The organism is Gordonia westfalica (genome assembly GCF_900105725.1).
Taxonomy (GTDB): domain Bacteria; phylum Actinomycetota; class Actinomycetes; order Mycobacteriales; family Mycobacteriaceae; genus Gordonia; species Gordonia westfalica.
Genome location: NZ_FNLM01000036.1, coordinates 882349 through 898609, shown reverse-complemented (window position 1 = coordinate 898609; position 16261 = coordinate 882349). Strand labels below are relative to the sequence as shown.

Genomic DNA, 16261 nt, shown 5'->3' with positions numbered 1-16261 from the left:
GCGCGTTTGGGTTCCGACGTCCAGTCCGACACGCGCGACCTGGCGCCTTCCATGAGCTCGATGCTCTGCGCTGCCAGGCGCCCGTCCGCAGGGGAGGCATGCGTGACCACAGACGACGCGATCCGGCACACCAGTCACATCGACACCACTTCCGATCACGACCCGGTCATCCCGATGACGGCCGCGCAACGCGGCATCTTCTACGCCCAGCAACTCGAACCCGACGTACCGCTGACGATCGACGCGTTCATCGAATTCCGCGGCGACTCATCGCCTTCCGCCGACGATTCCGGCGGGGCGCCCATCGACATCGATCCCGACATCCTGCAGCGAGCCACCACGCTGACCGAGCTGGAGACCGAAGGCTCGCTGCTCCGGCTGATCCCGTCGGATGATGCCGAACCGGCGCTGGCGATCGACCGGAGACGCGGATTGGTGCTCGGTATCAAGGATTTCAGCGACGCCGCGGACCCGCGTGCGGCCGCGCTCGCCTGGATCGACGAGCACCGCTCGCACGGTACCGACATGTTCTCCGACCCACTGCTCGAGACGCACCTGCTCAGAGTCGGCCCGGGGCACTCGATCTGGTATTGCCGCGGGCACCACATCGCCTATGACGGCTATGCCGCGATGTACCTGATGCTCCGTGTCTCGTCCCACTACACGGCAATCGTCGACGACACTCCTCCCCCGGTTGCCGACACCGCGACGATGGCCGAGATCGCGGCCATGGACGTCGCCTACCGGTCGTCGGACAAGTTCGCCGCCGACCGCGAGTACTGGGCGCAACGGCTGGCCGGCATGCCCGAGATCGCATCGCTGACCCGCCGCTCCGGCCCGGCCGCGCCCTTGTCGACCGTCCGCTCGACAGTTCTCGACGATGACCTGGTCGCGCGTGTCCGCGAGCTGGCGCGTGCACATCGGGTACGGCCGGCGTCGGTCATCACCGCCGCCGTCGCCGCCTACGTCGCCCGGTTCACCGACCGCGACGAGGCCGTCCTCAGTCTCCCGGTCGCCGCACGCGACCGCGACATCCTGCGCACGTCGGCGGGGCTGATCTCCAACGTCGTCCCGCTGCGGATCGGGCTCGACGACGACGCCACGGTGGCGGATCTGCTCGCGACGGTGAACGCCGAGATCAAGGGCGCCGTGAAGCATCAGAAGTTCCGGCACGAGGACATCGTCGCCGACATCCTCGGCTCCGCGGGCGCCCGCCGCGGCTTCTTCGGCCCCCTGGTCAACGTCATGCTGTTCTTCGAACACATCGACTTCGGCCCGTTGCGCGGCGAGTTCAACGTGCTGTCGACCGGCCCGATCGAGGATGTGTCGGTCAACGTCTACGACGGCCTCGACGGCGGCATGAGTCTCGACCTCGAGGCCAACCCGACCATCTACTCCGACGACGAGATCACCACCCATCACCGGCGGCTCGTCGAGTTCCTCGAGGCACTCGTGACCGCCCCCGCCGAGACCCCGATGTCCCGCCTCAGCGTCCTGCGGTCGAGCGAGCGCGCCGAGCTGCAACAGCGGACGACCGGCGACCGGGTGGAGATCGGCGACCTCACGCTCGTGGACCTGCTCGACGCGGCGTCCGCGTCGCACTCCGACATGCCCGCCGTCGTCCCCGCGCATCCCCACGGGTCCCGGGAGTTGTCCCACGCCGAGTTCACCCGGCAGGCCCGATCGCTGGCCGCCGCGCTGCAGGATCACGGCATCGGCACCGAGAGCGTCGTCGCCGTGAAACTCCCCCGCAGCGTCGATCAGGTGCTCGCCCTGCATGCGGTCATCCGCGCCGGGGCGGCGTTCCTCCCGGTCGATCCCGACGAGCCGGCCGATCGTCTCGACCACATCCTGGCGGTGGCGACACCGGACCTGATCATCACCGGGGAGAGCCTGGCCGAGCTGCGCGGGCACACCGGCCGGCGGGACCCGGAACCGGTCGTCGGCCCGGACAACACCGCCTACCTCCTGTTCACGTCGGGATCGACCGGAACGCCGAAGGGCGTGGAGATCACCCACCGCGCCATCGTGAACCGGCTGGCCTGGATGCAGGACCGATATCCCCTCTCGGCGTCGGACCGCGTTCTGCAGAAGACGCCGGCCACCTTCGACGTGTCGGTCTGGGAGTTCTTCTGGCCTCTCGTCGCCGGCGCCACTCTCGTCGTGCCGTCGGTCGACGGCCATCGCGACCCCTGGTATCTGCGGGACGTGATCGACGAACAGCGCATCACCACAGTCCATTTCGTGCCGTCGATGCTCACCGCGTTCAGCGCGGCCCTGTCGGACGACACGACCGGACCCGACGGCGCCGCCCCGCGGAACCCGGGGCCCTGGATTCGCTGCGTCAGATCTTCACCAGCGGCGAGGCACTGACACCGGCCACGGTCGGTGCGACGGCCGCACTCACCCCCGCACCGATCCACAATCTGTACGGCCCCACCGAGGCGGCCATCGACGTGACCCACCACGACGCCTGCCGCGCCGACGCCTCGGTCGTGCCCATCGGCAGACCCGTGTGGAACACCAGTGTGCACGTCCTCGACCACCGGCTGCGGCCGCAGCCACCGGGCGCGGTCGGCGAGCTCTATCTCGGCGGCGTCCAGCTCGCCCGCGGTTACCGCGCACGCCCCGACCTCACCGCAGCACGTTTCGTCGCCGCCACCGACGGCACCGGTGAACGTCTCTACCGCACCGGCGATCTGGTCCGGATGAACGACGGCGGCGAACTGGAATACCTGGGGCGCACCGACTCCCAGGTCAAGATCCGCGGCCAGCGCGTCGAGATCGGGGAGATCGAATCGGCACTGGGCGCCGTCGGAGGTGTCGCCGTCGCGGGCATCGTGGTCCGGGACGACCTCGTCGCCGACGGCCCCGCCCTCGTGGGCTACGTCAGCGGAACCGGCGACCTGCACACCCGCGACCTGCGCGCCGAACTGCGCTCGGCCCTGCCGGAGCACATGATCCCGGCAGTGATCATGGCGCTCGACGAGTTGCCCACCACCCCGAACGGCAAACTCGACCGCCGCGCACTCCCCCGGCCCGAGTTCCGGACCGACCGTGACCTCGTCGCACCGGTCACCGCAGCGGAGCGATTCGTCGTGCGAACCGTCGCCGAGGTCCTGGGCCTCGACACCGCGCAGGCCGATGACTCCCCGATCTCGCTGCGCGACAATTTCTTCGAGCTCGGTGGCACGTCGCTGTCGGCGACGCGTGTCGCATCACGACTGTCGAAGGCGACCGGCAGGCGAATCGGGATCCGCCCCATCTTCGACGCCGAGGACATCGGCGGGATCGCTGATGCGCTGGCCGAACTCGGCATCGAACCCGACGACTCCATCGAGAACACGTCCGACGTCGCCGGGGCACCCGCCCTCCCCGACTCACCGGTGCCCCTCTCACCGGCGCAGCATCGGCTGTGGCTCGCCACCCGGCTCGATCCGGCCGCCGCGGCCACCTACAACATGCCGTTCACGGTCAGGCTGGTCGGCGAACTCGACACCGACGCCCTGAAGCGTGCCCTCACCGATGTCATCGGGCGGCACGAACCGCTGCGCAGTGTCGTCGTCGAGCAGGACGGCGTCGCGTGCATGTCGCCGCGGCCCGCGGACACCGTCACCATCGACCTGCCGGTCCTAGGCGCAGACGATGTGCGCGATGTCCCCGACCGCCGGTACGCCTCTCAGACCTTTGATCTGGGCACCGAGCTGCCGATTCGTGCGCGACTCGTCCGCACCGCGGACGACGATCACCGACTCACCGTGGTGGTCCACCACATCGCCGCCGACGGATGGTCGCTGGCACCGCTCGCCGACGACCTCGCCACCGCGTATCGTGCTCGACGCCGAGGCGCCGAACCCGAGTGGCCGGGGCTCCCCGTGACCTACTCGCAGATGAGCTTCCGGCGTCATGCCTGGTTGTCCGAGAGCGCCGACGCGCGTGCCGAACTCGACTTCTGGCGCGAGACACTCGCGGGAGCTCCCGGCGAGACCGAGCTGCCGCTGGACCGGCCGCGTACCGGCCGCGGCGCGGCGTCGGGATCGTCGGTCGCCGTCACCCTCTCCGCAGACACCCATCGGGCTGTCCGAGAACTGGCCGGCGCCAACGACTCCACCGTCTTCATGGTGCTGCACGCCGCCGTCGCGGTCCTGTTGCGCTCCCTGTCCCGGTCCTCCGACGTACTCGTCGGGACACCGGTCTCCGGCCGCGGCGATGCCGACCTCGACGGCCTCGTGGGCATGTTCGTCAACACGCTGGTGCTGCGCACCACCGTCGACAAGGACACCGCGTTCGACGCCCTGCTCGCACAGGTTCGCGAGGGCGACCTCGACGCCTTCGACAACGCCGACCTGCCGTTCGACCGGCTCGTCACCGAACTCAGCCCGAATCGTTCGTCGGATGTCCACCCGTTCTTCCAGGTCTCGCTGGCACTCGAGGATCGCTCGGCCATCCGACTCGACTTCGCCGGCCTGGCCGCCACCGCGTCGCGCATCGACACCGGACACACCACCTTCGACCTCCAGTTCACTTTCACCGAGGCCCACGACACCGAGGGACGGCCCGCCGGACTCGGACTCGAGATCGGTTATGCCACAGCTCTCTTCGACCGGCCGACGGTGACCTCCCTGGCCTCCCGGCTCGACCGCCTCCTCGGGGCGGCCACCGCCCGGCCGGGCTCGGCCGTCGGAGATCTGCCGGTCCTCGATCTGCACGAACGAATCGATCTCGTACCGGCGGTCGGCGAGGGCCGCCGCCCGGTCGAACACCTGACGGCTCTGCTGTCGACCGCGACCGAGTCCTCCCCACACCGGGTCGCGATCACCGACGGTGTCCGGTCGATGACGTATCGCGAACTCGACACCGCGTCCAATCGTCTCGCCCGGGTACTGATCGATCATGGCGCCGGACCCGAACGCCATGTGGCGGTGTGCCTTCCACGCGGGGTGGACTGGATGGTCACCATGTGGGCGGTCGCCCGGACAGGTGCCGCGTGGGTGCCCGTCGACCCGGCCTATCCGGCTGCGCGCATCGCACACATGCTGACCGACTCCCAGGCGTGCCTGCTCCTCACCGACCGGTCCTCCGATCCGCGCGGCGCGTCGGCCGATGACTCCCCGACGCCGTTCCCGCAGACCCTCGCGCTCGACGATCCCGCCGTCGTCGACCTGGTCGACCCGAAGTCCGCTGCGCCGGTGTCGGATTCCGAGCGCCGCGCTCCGCTCGACGTCGATCAGCCCGCCTACGTGATCTACACCTCTGGAACCACCGGCACACCCAAGGGTGTGGTGGTCGGCCACCGCGGACTCGCGGACTTCGGTGCGCAGCAGGTCACCCAGTACGGGATCACCCCCGAGAGCCAGACCATGCACATGGCGTCGCCCAGCTTCGACGCCACCGTGCTCGAGATCCTGATGGCAGTGGCGTCGGGTTCGACCATGCACATCGTGCCGCCCGGCATCGTCGGCGGCGCCGAGCTGGCCGAACTGATGCGGGACGGCCACATCACCCACGCCTTCCTCACCCCGTCGGTGCTGACCACCATGTCTCCCGACGACGTCCCGGAACTCGAGGCCCTCGTCATCGGCGGCGAACACCCGAACGCGGAAGTCGTTCGTACGTGGTCGAGTGGACCGCGGTTGTTCAACGCCTACGGCCCCACCGAGACCACGGTCGTCGCGGCCGTGTCGGCGCCGATCGACCCCGGGTACACGACCCTGACCATCGGCCGACCGATCCGCGGTGTCTCCGCGGTCGTCCTCGACGAACGCCTGCAGCCGGTCGCCCCCGGCGCGGTCGGCGAACTGTACATCGCCGGTGAACATCTCGCGCGTGGCTATCACGGGGTACGTCCGCTGACGTCGAAACGGTTCGTCGCCAACCCCTTCGGCGACCCGGGCGAACGGATGTACCGCACCGGCGACCTGGTGCGCTGGACCACCGGCCACGAGCTCGAGTTCCGCGGACGCGCCGACAACCAGACCAAGATCCGTGGTCACCGCATCGAACTGGGCGAGATCGACGCCGCGCTGGTCGCCGATGACGCGGTTCGTGCCGCGGTCACGACCACCCACGGCGAGGGCGATCGCGCCCATCTCATCTCGTACGTGACGATGCGGCCCGGGGGTTCCGTGCCGGTGGCCGATCTCCGGGATCGGTTGTCGGATCGTCTTCCGCGACACATGGTCCCGACGACGATCATCGAACTGGACGAGATCCCGACGACACCCATCGGCAAGGTCGATCTGCGCGCGCTTCCGGCCCCCGAGGCCCTGCCGGCCGACACCGGTCCCGTGTACGTCGCACCGATCACCCCGACCGAACAGGCGGTGGCCGATCTCATCGCCGATCGCCTCGACCGGGCACCCGGTACCGTCGGCCGCCACCACGACTTCTTCGATCTCGGCGGGAACTCCCTGCTGGCCACCCAGATCGTCGGTGCCCTCGAACACCTCACCGGGCTTCGCATACCGGTGCGCGAGGTCTTCGACCATTCGACCGTGGCCGAGATCGCCCGGCTCGCAGACGGTTCGGCTTCCGCCGACCGGGACGGTGCCGCACCCGGGATTCCCCGGCTCGAACACCATCCCGAGTCACCGGTCGAACCCGGGCCCGCGCAGCAGCAGCTCTGGTTCCTCAATCAGCTCGCCATCGGCGACGACGCCGCGACGGACAGCGGGGACGATGACTCGGCGACCGCCGGTTACGCGATCGCCTTCGCCCTCGACCTCCGCGGCGACCTCGACATCGACGCACTCGGCACCGCGATCCGGCGCGCCGCCGACCGCCACGTGATGCTGCGAACGGTCTATCCGGACCGGGACGGAAAGCCCGTGCTCGATGTCCGGCCCGCTGACGAGATCTACCTCGACCTCGAGATCACCGATGTCACGGAGGCCCAGTGGCCGGTGGCGGCCCGGGGCCTCGCCCGCCGCGCCTTCGATCTCACCACCGACCTCCCGCTGCGAGTCGCCGTGCACCGGATCGACGGCGACCCGACGCATCACAAGCTCACGGTGATCATCCATCACATCGCCGCCGACGGATGGTCGATGATCCCGCTGCACCGCGACATCACCACCGCCTACGAACAGCTCCGCGGCGGCGAAGTCGTCGCGTCCGGGTCCGTCACCGCGATCGACTACCTCGACTATCTCCGGTGGCAGGCCGAGAACCTCGGCGGGCACGGCGAACTCGCGCAGTGGTGGCGACACGAACTCGACGGTGTCGACGCCGGTCCCGTCCTGCTGCCGGACGCACCTGCCGAGCAGCCGCGACGCGCGGATTCCGTCGAGGTGGACTTCGGCGCCGACACCCGACGCCGACTGATGGGCCTCGCCCACGGGCGGGCCACGGAGTTCATGAGCGTGCACGCGCTCTTCGCCGCGCTTCTCCACCGCCTGCACGCCGACCCCGAGACCCATGTCGCCGGCGCGAACTCGGACATCGTCGTCGGCACCCCGGTCGCCGGACGCAACGACCCGCGGCTCGCCGACGTGGTCGGGATGTTCGTGAACTCGGTGGTCCTGAGGACCCCGGTCGACGGCGGCGCGAGCTTCGCCGCCCTGCTGGACTCCGTCCGCCATCGCGATCTCGAAGCGCTCTCCCGGTCCGAGATGCCGTTCGAGCAGATCGTCTCGATGATCAACCCGCCACGCACGGGCCGGCATCCGCTGTTCCAGATCGCCCTCGCCTTCGATGCCCAGACGAGCGACACCCGGGCGCCCGGCGCCGGGACCGGTCCGCTCGACGAGCGGGTGGATCTGCCGGGTCTGCACATCGAGGCCGGCGAGGTCGACACCGGCACCGCCCGTTTCGATCTCGAGCTCCGTATCCGGGACGGGCGGGCCCGATTCACCTACGCGACCGACGTGTACACCCGCGGCCGGGTCGAGGCCCTTGCCCGGATGTTCGCCGACCTCGCACACACGGTGACCCTCCACCCCGACACCCCGGTCGACGACCTCCCGCTGGCCGGTGAGATGCCGGCCGACCCGGCGCCGGCCGATCCCTCGGTCACACCGCGCCACCTCGCCGACATCATCGATACGACAGCGAGGCTGCACGGCACGCGGGTGGCCGTGGAGGACGGCGATCGCAGCCTCACCTACGCCGAACTCGACGATCTCTCGACCGTCTGGGCGCAGAACCTGCGGGCGCACGGCGTGGGCACCGACGATGTCGTCGCCGTCGCACTCGACCGCGGTCTCGAGTCGGTCATCGCGACGTGGGCGATCACGAAGAGCGGCGCCGCGATCCTGCCCGTCGACACTCGCTATCCCGCTGACCGTGTCGCGCACATGATCTCCGATTCCGGTGCATCACTGGGCATCACGACCACACCTCGGGACTCCGAGATCCCCGGCGAGATCACCTGGGCCACCCCGGAGACCCTGGGCGTCCCACGGCCCGACGTCGACCCACATGACGAGATCAGCAGGGTCGGGCGCCACACCGATTCGCTCGCCTATGTCGTGTACACGTCGGGTTCGACCGGAAAGCCCAAGGGCGTCAGCGTGACCCATCGCGGGCTCGCGGCTTTCAGCACGACGCAGCGCGATCGGTACCTGGTGTCCCCCGGTGACCGCACCCTGCACTTCGCCTCCCCGGCATTCGACGCCGCGATGCTCGAGTTCCTGCTGGCGGTCGAGGTGGGCGCGACCATGGTGGTCGTACCACCGACGATCTACGGCGGTGACGAACTCGTCGACTTCCTCGACGAGCACGCAGTCACCCACGCGTTCATCACCCCCGCCGCGCTGGCCGCGGCGGCACCGCATCCGCTGAACCGCCTGCGGACCCTCGGCGTCGGCGGCGAGGCATCCACGCCGGAACTGGTGGCGCGCTGGGGAACCGGACGTCGCTACATCAACAGCTACGGCCCCACCGAGACCACGATCGTCGCCGTGATGTCGGAGCCGCTCCGGCCGGGCGCGCCGATCACGATCGGCACGCCGGTCACCGACTGCACCGCCCTGGTCCTCGACCATCGACTCCGCCCCGTCCCCGACCACGTCCCCGGGGAGCTGTACATCAGCGGCCCGGGTGTCGCGCGCGGCTACCTCGACCGCCGCGGACCGACCGCCACCAGGTTCGTCGCTCGACCCGGTGGCTCCGGCGACGTCATGTACCGCACCGGCGACATCGTCCGTCGCGACGCCGACGGCGCGCTGATCTACCACGGCCGCAGCGACAACCAGGTCAAGGTCCGCGGTTTCCGCATCGAACTCGACGAGGTGACCGCCGCCCTGACCGCCGTCGACGGGGTCGACTTCGCGACGACCGTCGTCCGCGGCGAGGGCCCCACCGCGGTGCTCGTCGGATATGTCACGCTCACCGGGGCGACACACGCCGAGGACGCACCGGACCCCGCACACATCCTCGACGAGGCCCGCCACCGGCTTCCACGCCACATGGTCCCGTCCGCGGTCGTCGTCCTCGATGCGATTCCGTTGACCCGCAACGGCAAACTCGATCGGCGCGCCCTTCCCGAGCCCGCGACGACGGCCCGGCCGTCGACAGGACGCACGCCCCGTACCGACGCCGAGACCGCGCTTACACATGTCCTCGCCGACGTGCTCGACCTCCGGCCCGGAGATGTCGGCGCCACCGACGACTTCTTCCTCCTCGGGGGCACGTCTCTGCAGGCCACCACGCTCATCAGCCGGATCAATCGGATCCAGGTCGGGGAACGACTCCGGGTCCGCGACGTCTTCGACCATCCGACCCCCGAGTCCCTCGCGCCGCTCCTCACGCTGCCCGAGGGATGGGAGCCCGGCGGTGCAGCCGAACCCTCGGGGGCCGAACATGTCCCGGGTCGACCGGAGCGTTTCCCCATTGCACCGATTCAGCGTCGCCTCCACTCGCTGGCCACCGCCGACCCGGGGTCCATCGAGTACCTGATGCCCTTCGTGCTGCGACTCCGGGGCGATCTCGATGTGCCGGCGCTTGGGGGCGCGCTCGTCGACGTGGTGTCCCGCCACACGAGTCTGCGAACGGTGTTCGAACCCGGCGAGGACGGGCCGGTGGGCCGCGTCCTCGACGATCCGGATGCCGTGATCGGAGAGCTGTCCATCCACCGGACCGCGGACGTCTCCGCCGAGATCGCCCGGCACGCAACCCGCCCCATCGATCCGGCCCGCCAGGCGCCGATCGCCGCGACTCTCGTCGCCGACGACGATCCGGCCGCGGACCACGAGCACCACCTGGTTCTGGTGTTGCATCACATCGCCGCCGACGGCGCGTCGCTGCCGATCCTGGTCGCCGACCTCGCATGTGCCTACGGCGAACGACGGCGCGGCCGGACGGAGAACTGGGCCCCGGCCGCCGTCGACCACCGCGATCACGCCCTCGAGGCCGCCGACGCCGACCGTCTCGCCGACGACCTCCGCCACTGGGAGGAGACCCTCGACGACGCGCCCGCTGAGACGACCGTCGCCCCGGCGTCGGGCGCCCTCCGGACGCCGGCGACCGGCGCACGTTCGGTGGGTCTCGAGTTCCCCGCACACACCAGGGCGGGGCTCGTCGCCTTCGCCCGCGAGCACTCGTCGACCCCGTTCTCGGTTCTGCACACCGCGCTCGCAATCCTGTTGCACCGGATGGGCGTCGGCGATGATCTGGTCATCGGCAGCCCCGTCGCGAATCGCACCGGCGACGCCGCCGGCAACGACTACAGCGGCGTGGTCGGCATGTTCGTCAACGTCCTGCCGCTGCGGACGAGGTTGCGGGCGGCCGACACGGTCGCCTCGCTCGTGCGCCGGGTGCGCGACGCCGACATCGACGCACTCGACCACCGCGGGCTGCCGTTCGACGACGTCGTCAGCGCGCTGAACCCGCCCCGCACCAGCGGGCGGCATCCGTTCTTCCAGGTGGCGCTGTCCGTCCACGACTACGCGGCCGGAGCAGCCGATCAGGCGGTCGGCGGACTGTCCTCGACCACTCTGCAGATGGATCGCGGACTGTCCGCCTCGGTCGTCGAGTTCGACTCCCCCGCGGCGAAATTCGACCTGCAGTTCACCGTCACCGGATTGCACGACGGCCAGGCGGGCCTCCAGGTCACCTACGACACGGCCCGCTATCGCCATCGGGATGCCGAACTCCTGGCCATCCGCCTGATGCGGGTGGTCCGCGCGATGCTGGGTGACCCGGGACGCCCGGTCGGCGACATCCGGATCACCGATCCCCTCGAGATCGCCGAACGCACACCGGCACTCGGGCGACGCGCCCAGGCGCCCACCACGATGGACAGGTTGTTCGCGCAGGCCGTGACACGGAATCCCGACGGCCTCGCCGCGATCTCGGGCCCCGCCACGGATCCCGAGACCATCACGTACGCCGAACTCGACGCCCGCTCCAACCGTCTCGCCCGGGTCCTGTTCGGCCGAGGCGTCGGGAATCCGGATACCGAGCACGTGGTCGCGATGGCGGTGGAGCGGTCGATCGACTCCCTGGTGGCGATCTGGGCCATCGTGAAGACCGGTGCCGCCTACCTGCCCGTGGACCCGACCTATCCGGCCGACCGGATCGCGCACATGCTCGGCGACAGCGGCGCTCGACTCGTCGTGACCACCTCTGCGGCAATCGAATCGATCACCGCGGGCATGACCGCGAGCCCGGTGCCGATGCTCGTCCTCGACGACGCGGCGACGACCACCCGTATGCAACACTCGTCGCCCGCACCGATCACCGACGACGAACGCGGTTCGACGATCCGCCCGGAACAACTCGCGTACATCATCTATACGTCCGGATCGACCGGTCGGCCGAAGGGCGTGCTGGTGCCGCATTCCGGACTGCGCCCGGTTCACGACGAACTGGCCCACCGGATGGCACCGGGACCCACGTCCCGGGTGCTGCACTTCGCTTCACCGAGCTTCGACGCCTCGGTACTGGAGATGCTCATGGCGCTGTCGGGGTCGTCGACCCTGATGATCGTCGGCCCCCGGGTCTACGGCGGCGAGGCACTCAGCGACGTCATCGACGACGCCGGGGTCACCCACGCGTTCATCACGCCGGCGGCGGTCGCCAGCATGTCGCCGTCCGCGGTCCCCTCGCTGCGGGCCCTCGCCGTCGGCGGCGAGGACTACGGCGCGGATCTGGTCCGGCGCTGGGCGCCCGGACGCACGCTGATCAACGTGTACGGCCCCACCGAGACCACGATCATCATCACAGGGAGTGAACCTCTCACCGCCGCAAGTCGATTGACCATCGGCGGTCCGAACAACGGCGTGGGCGCCCTCGTGCTCGACGAACGCCTGCACCCGGTGCCGGCCGGCGTCGTGGGCGAGCTCTACCTGATCGGTCCACAGGTCACCCGCGGCTACCATCATCGCCCCGGTCTCACGTCGACCCGATTCGTCCCGGCACCCATGGTCACCGGCCCCCGCTTCGCCGGCCGTCGCATGTACCGCACCGGTGACCTCGTCCGGTGGACCGAGGACGGACGGTTGGCCTACGTCGGTCGCGGCGACACCCAGGTCCAGGTGCGCGGCTTCCGGGTCGAACTCGGCGAGATCGACGACGCCCTCACCGACCAACCGGATGTCGATTTCGCGGTCACCCTGGTCGACGGTGCGGGAGCGAGAGCGACGCTCCGAAGCTACGTCACCGCGGCGGCGGGCACAGCACCCGAGCCCGCGGATCTCCGGAGGCGGGTGAAGCAGCGCCTGCCGCGGCACATGGTGCCGACCTCCGTGACGGTGCTCGACGCGATCCCGCTGACCCCGACCGGCAAACTCGACCGCAAGGCGCTGCCAGCACCCGCCGACGATGCGCCCCGGCGCGCGCCCGCGGCCGGCCTGGAGGCGACGATCGCCCGGGTCTTCGCCGAGCTCCTCGACGTCCCGCCGGACACGATCGGCGCCGACGACGGCTTCTTCGACCTCGGCGGCAACTCGCTCCTGGCCACCACCGTCACCAGGAGACTGCATGAGCTGACCGGGCACCAGGTACCCGCCCAGGTGCTCTTCGGCGCACCGAGTCCGGCGGAACTCGCTGTTTCCCTGGATCTCTCCGGATCGGCCGGTTCGGAAGATCCGGACGGGGTCACGCGCACACCGGGCCTGGACACACTCCTGCCCCTGCGTCGTCGACGTCCCGCCGGACCCGACGAGAACCCCGAGGAACCACCGCTGTTCGTCGTCCATCCCGCGATCGGGTTGTCGTGGAGCTTCACGTCACTGCTCCCCCACCTCCCCGACGGCCGCGGGCTGTACGGACTACAGCATCCGGCGCTGTCGGGAGGGACCTGTCCGCGCACCATCGGGGACCTCGCCGCGCTGTACGTCGCGCAGATCCGGACGGTGGCACCCGAGGGCCCGTATCACCTCCTCGGCTGGTCACTCGGCGGCCTGATCGCCCAGGAGATGGCCGTGCAACTCCGCGAAGCCGGTGACGACGTGGCCCGACTGGTCCTGCTCGACTCCTATGTCATCGCCGAGCGGCCGGACCTGGACGCCGAGGCCTCGATCGCGGAACTGATGCGCGAGTTCGGCCTCGACCCTGCCGACAGCGGCGCGCCCGGAGCCGGCGAACCCACCGACCCCGACGAGCTCACCGTTGCCGATGCGCACCGGATCATCTCCTCGGCCGGCGGTGCACTCGGCGCGCTGACCGAGGACACCCTGGCGACCGTCCACGATGTCTTCCGGCACGCATCGCCGCTGGCCCGGGGATGGCGGCCCCGCCTCTACGACGGCGATCTCGTCTTCGTGACCGCGACCGTCGATCCGCAACCCGGCGCACCTGCCGTCGACGGCTGGCGCTCGAAGGTCACCGGCCGGGTCGTCGAGGTCGGATCACCCAGCAGCCATGCCCGAATGCTACTGCCGGAGCACGTATCCGAATGGATTCACGCGATCGGTGCACCTGCAGGAACACCACCGGCAGCCACACGAGAGGAGAACCGATGACCAATCCGTTCGACGACACCGACGGGACCTTCCGGGTACTCGTCAACCACGAGAACCAACACTCGCTGTGGCCGGACTTCGCTCCGGTGCCCGACGGTTGGCGCACCGTGTTCGGCCCGTCCGGACACGACGAATGCCTGGACTACGTCGAACAGAACTGGCGGGACATGCGGCCCGCCAGCCTGATCCGGACGATGGAGGGTTCGCAGGACGACGCCGGAAGAGAGGTCACCCATGGGGCGGCACAGCATGACTGACACCGCGGTGAACGGAACGGCGGTGACCGAGACTGCGGTGACCGAGACTGCGGTGACCGGCACGACGCCGTCCGAGACGACCACCCCGTACGCACTGGAACTCCGCGGGCTGCGCAAGACCTTCCGGACCGGACTCTTCGGACGCGGACCCCGCGTCCGCGCACTCGACGGACTCGACCTGACGGTCCCGACCGGAACAGTGCACGCACTGCTCGGACCCAATGGTGCGGGCAAGACGACCGCGGTGCGCGCCGTCGCCACGCTGATGACGCCCGACGAGGGTTCGGTGCTCGTGGACGGCGTCGACGCCGTCGCCGACCCGGGTGCGGTCCGCGAGATCATCGGGGTCTCCGGTCAATACGCCGCCGTCGACGGAAATCTCACCGGTTTCGAGAACCTGCGGATGGTCGGCCAGCTCTACGGTCAGTCCCGCGCGGTGGCCTCGGAACGCGCGCGCGAACTGATCGCGGATCTCAACCTCGAAGACGCCGCCGACCGGCCGATGCGCACCTACTCGGGCGGGATGCGACGCCGGCTGGACCTGGCGGGCGCGCTCATCAACCGACCCTCGCTCGTCATCCTCGACGAACCGACGACCGGCCTCGACCCACGCGGACGCCGACAGATGTGGGAGGTCATCGCCGAGCAGGTCGCCTCCGGCGCTACGGTCCTCCTCACCACCCAGTATCTGGAGGAGGCCGACGCGCTGGCCGACGAGATCACCGTCATCGACCACGGCACGATCCGGGCACAGGGAAGCGCGGCCGACCTGAAGGCCGCCACGGGCGGATCGATCCTCACCGTCGAACTCGCGCGCCCCTCACCTGTCGCACACGAGGACGACACCGGGGACGAACAGGTCGCCGCCACCCTCACCGGGATCGGTGCCGGACGCGCCGAACGTCTCGACCCCGGTGACGGCTCCGCCCCGGGACGCTGGTCGGTGCCCGTCGAGGACGGCACACGTAGTGCCGTCACCGCGGTCCGGGCGCTCGCCGCGGTCGGGGTCGAGGTCGTCGACGCCGTGGTGTCGACGCCGACCCTCGACGATGTCTTCCTCACCCTCACCGAGCGCGCGACACACCCCGGCGCGGACACCCGGGGCACCGGCGAGACCCGCGACGCGCCAACAGATTCGGACATGACGGACACCGGACCGGGCCGCAACGGCAAGGCGATCAACGCTTTTGCCGGGCCGGACGACCACTCGGTCGTCGGAACAGACGACAACGACGCGGACGTATCAGACAAACCGACCAACCGATCGGAGCGAGAGCATGTTCACTGACACCGCCGTCCTGGTCGAGCGAAACCTGCTGACCGTCAAGCGCATACCCACGCTCCTCATCAGCGCCACGATCCAGCCGCTGATGTTCGTCTTCCTCTTCGCCTACGTCTTCGGAGCGACTTTCGGTGGTGGCTCGTACCGCGAGTTCCTGATGGCCGGGATCTTCACGCAGACGGTCGTGTTCAACGCCGCCTTCACCACTGTCGGTCTGGCGAACGACACCTCCGACGGAATCGTCGACCGGCTCCGGTCGCTGCCGATGTCGCGGCTGGGTGTCATCAGCGGCCGGGTCACCTCCGACATGCTCCTCGGCGCAATCGGCCTCGCGGTGATGGTCGCCTGCGGTCTCGCGATCGGCTGGCGTGTCCAGGGCAGCGCGGGAGATGCCGCAATCGCCTTCGGCATCATCGCTCTCTTCGCCCTGGCCATGGCCTGGGTGGGCGCGGTGACCGGCCTGGCGGCCCCGAATGTCGAAGCGGCACAGAGCATCGGGTTTCTCTGGATGTTCCCGGTGACGTTCCTGTCGAGTGCTTTCATCTCCGCGCAGAGCCTCCCCGGGCCGTTGCGTGCCATCGCGGAGTGGAACCCGGTCACCGCGGTCGCGACCGCATGCCGGCAGCTCTTCGCCAACGAAGCGCCACCGAACTTCCCGGCCGCGACCGGCTGGGTGGCCGACCATGCCGTGGGGTATGCGGTCGGCTCCTCTCTGGTCATCCTGGCCGTGTGTATCCCTGCGTCCCTTGTCCTTTACCGGCGTTCGGCAAATCGGTGATTCGCGATCGCCGGAGAACTCCCGGTAGTTTGGTTACCGT

5 protein-coding genes are annotated in these 16261 nt (G+C 69.8%); all 5 read left to right on the top strand.

Annotated elements, in window-relative coordinates:
- Nucleotides 1-102 precede the first annotated feature (102 nt).
- Genes BLU62_RS35015 through BLU62_RS30250 form a run of 5 tightly spaced genes read left to right on the top strand, consistent with a single transcriptional unit; the run spans nt 103 to nt 16221 of the window.
- Nucleotides 103-2373: an AMP-binding protein gene (locus BLU62_RS35015; RefSeq protein ID WP_425284629.1), complete on the top strand. Its 2271-nt coding sequence runs from the start codon at nt 103-105 to the stop codon at nt 2371-2373.
- The gene (locus BLU62_RS30265; RefSeq protein WP_425284633.1) at nt 2331-13904 is read left to right on the top strand and encodes a non-ribosomal peptide synthetase; all 11574 of its coding nucleotides are present in this window, start codon (nt 2331-2333) and stop codon (nt 13902-13904) included. Before BLU62_RS35015 ends, BLU62_RS30265 begins: the two co-directional genes overlap by 43 nt.
- Nucleotides 13901-14161 (top strand): MbtH family protein, encoded by a 261-nt coding sequence (locus tag BLU62_RS30260; RefSeq protein WP_074854123.1) that lies wholly within the window; start codon nt 13901-13903, stop codon nt 14159-14161. The genes BLU62_RS30265 and BLU62_RS30260 overlap by 4 nt, the downstream gene beginning before the upstream one ends.
- The gene (locus BLU62_RS30255) at nt 14139-15449 is read left to right on the top strand and encodes an ABC transporter ATP-binding protein (RefSeq protein ID WP_425284628.1); all 1311 of its coding nucleotides are present in this window, start codon (nt 14139-14141) and stop codon (nt 15447-15449) included. Before BLU62_RS30260 ends, BLU62_RS30255 begins: the two co-directional genes overlap by 23 nt.
- Nucleotides 15439-16221 carry an ABC transporter permease gene (locus tag BLU62_RS30250; protein ID WP_074854122.1) on the top strand — a complete coding sequence of 261 codons (783 nt, stop codon included), beginning with the start codon at nt 15439-15441 and terminating at the stop codon, nt 16219-16221. The genes BLU62_RS30255 and BLU62_RS30250 overlap by 11 nt, the downstream gene beginning before the upstream one ends.
- Nucleotides 16222-16261: the final 40 nt, after the last annotated feature.

Bases quoted from the DNA above. Each gene is read 5' to 3' on its own strand.
- BLU62_RS30260 (WP_074854123.1), top strand. From the start codon at position 13,901: ATGACCAATCCGTTCGACGACACCGACGGGACCTTCCGGGTACTCGTC.
- BLU62_RS30255 (WP_425284628.1), top strand. From the start codon at position 14,139: ATGGGGCGGCACAGCATGACTGACACCGCGGTGAACGGAACGGCGGTG.
- BLU62_RS30250 (WP_074854122.1), top strand. From the start codon at position 15,439: ATGTTCACTGACACCGCCGTCCTGGTCGAGCGAAACCTGCTGACCGTC.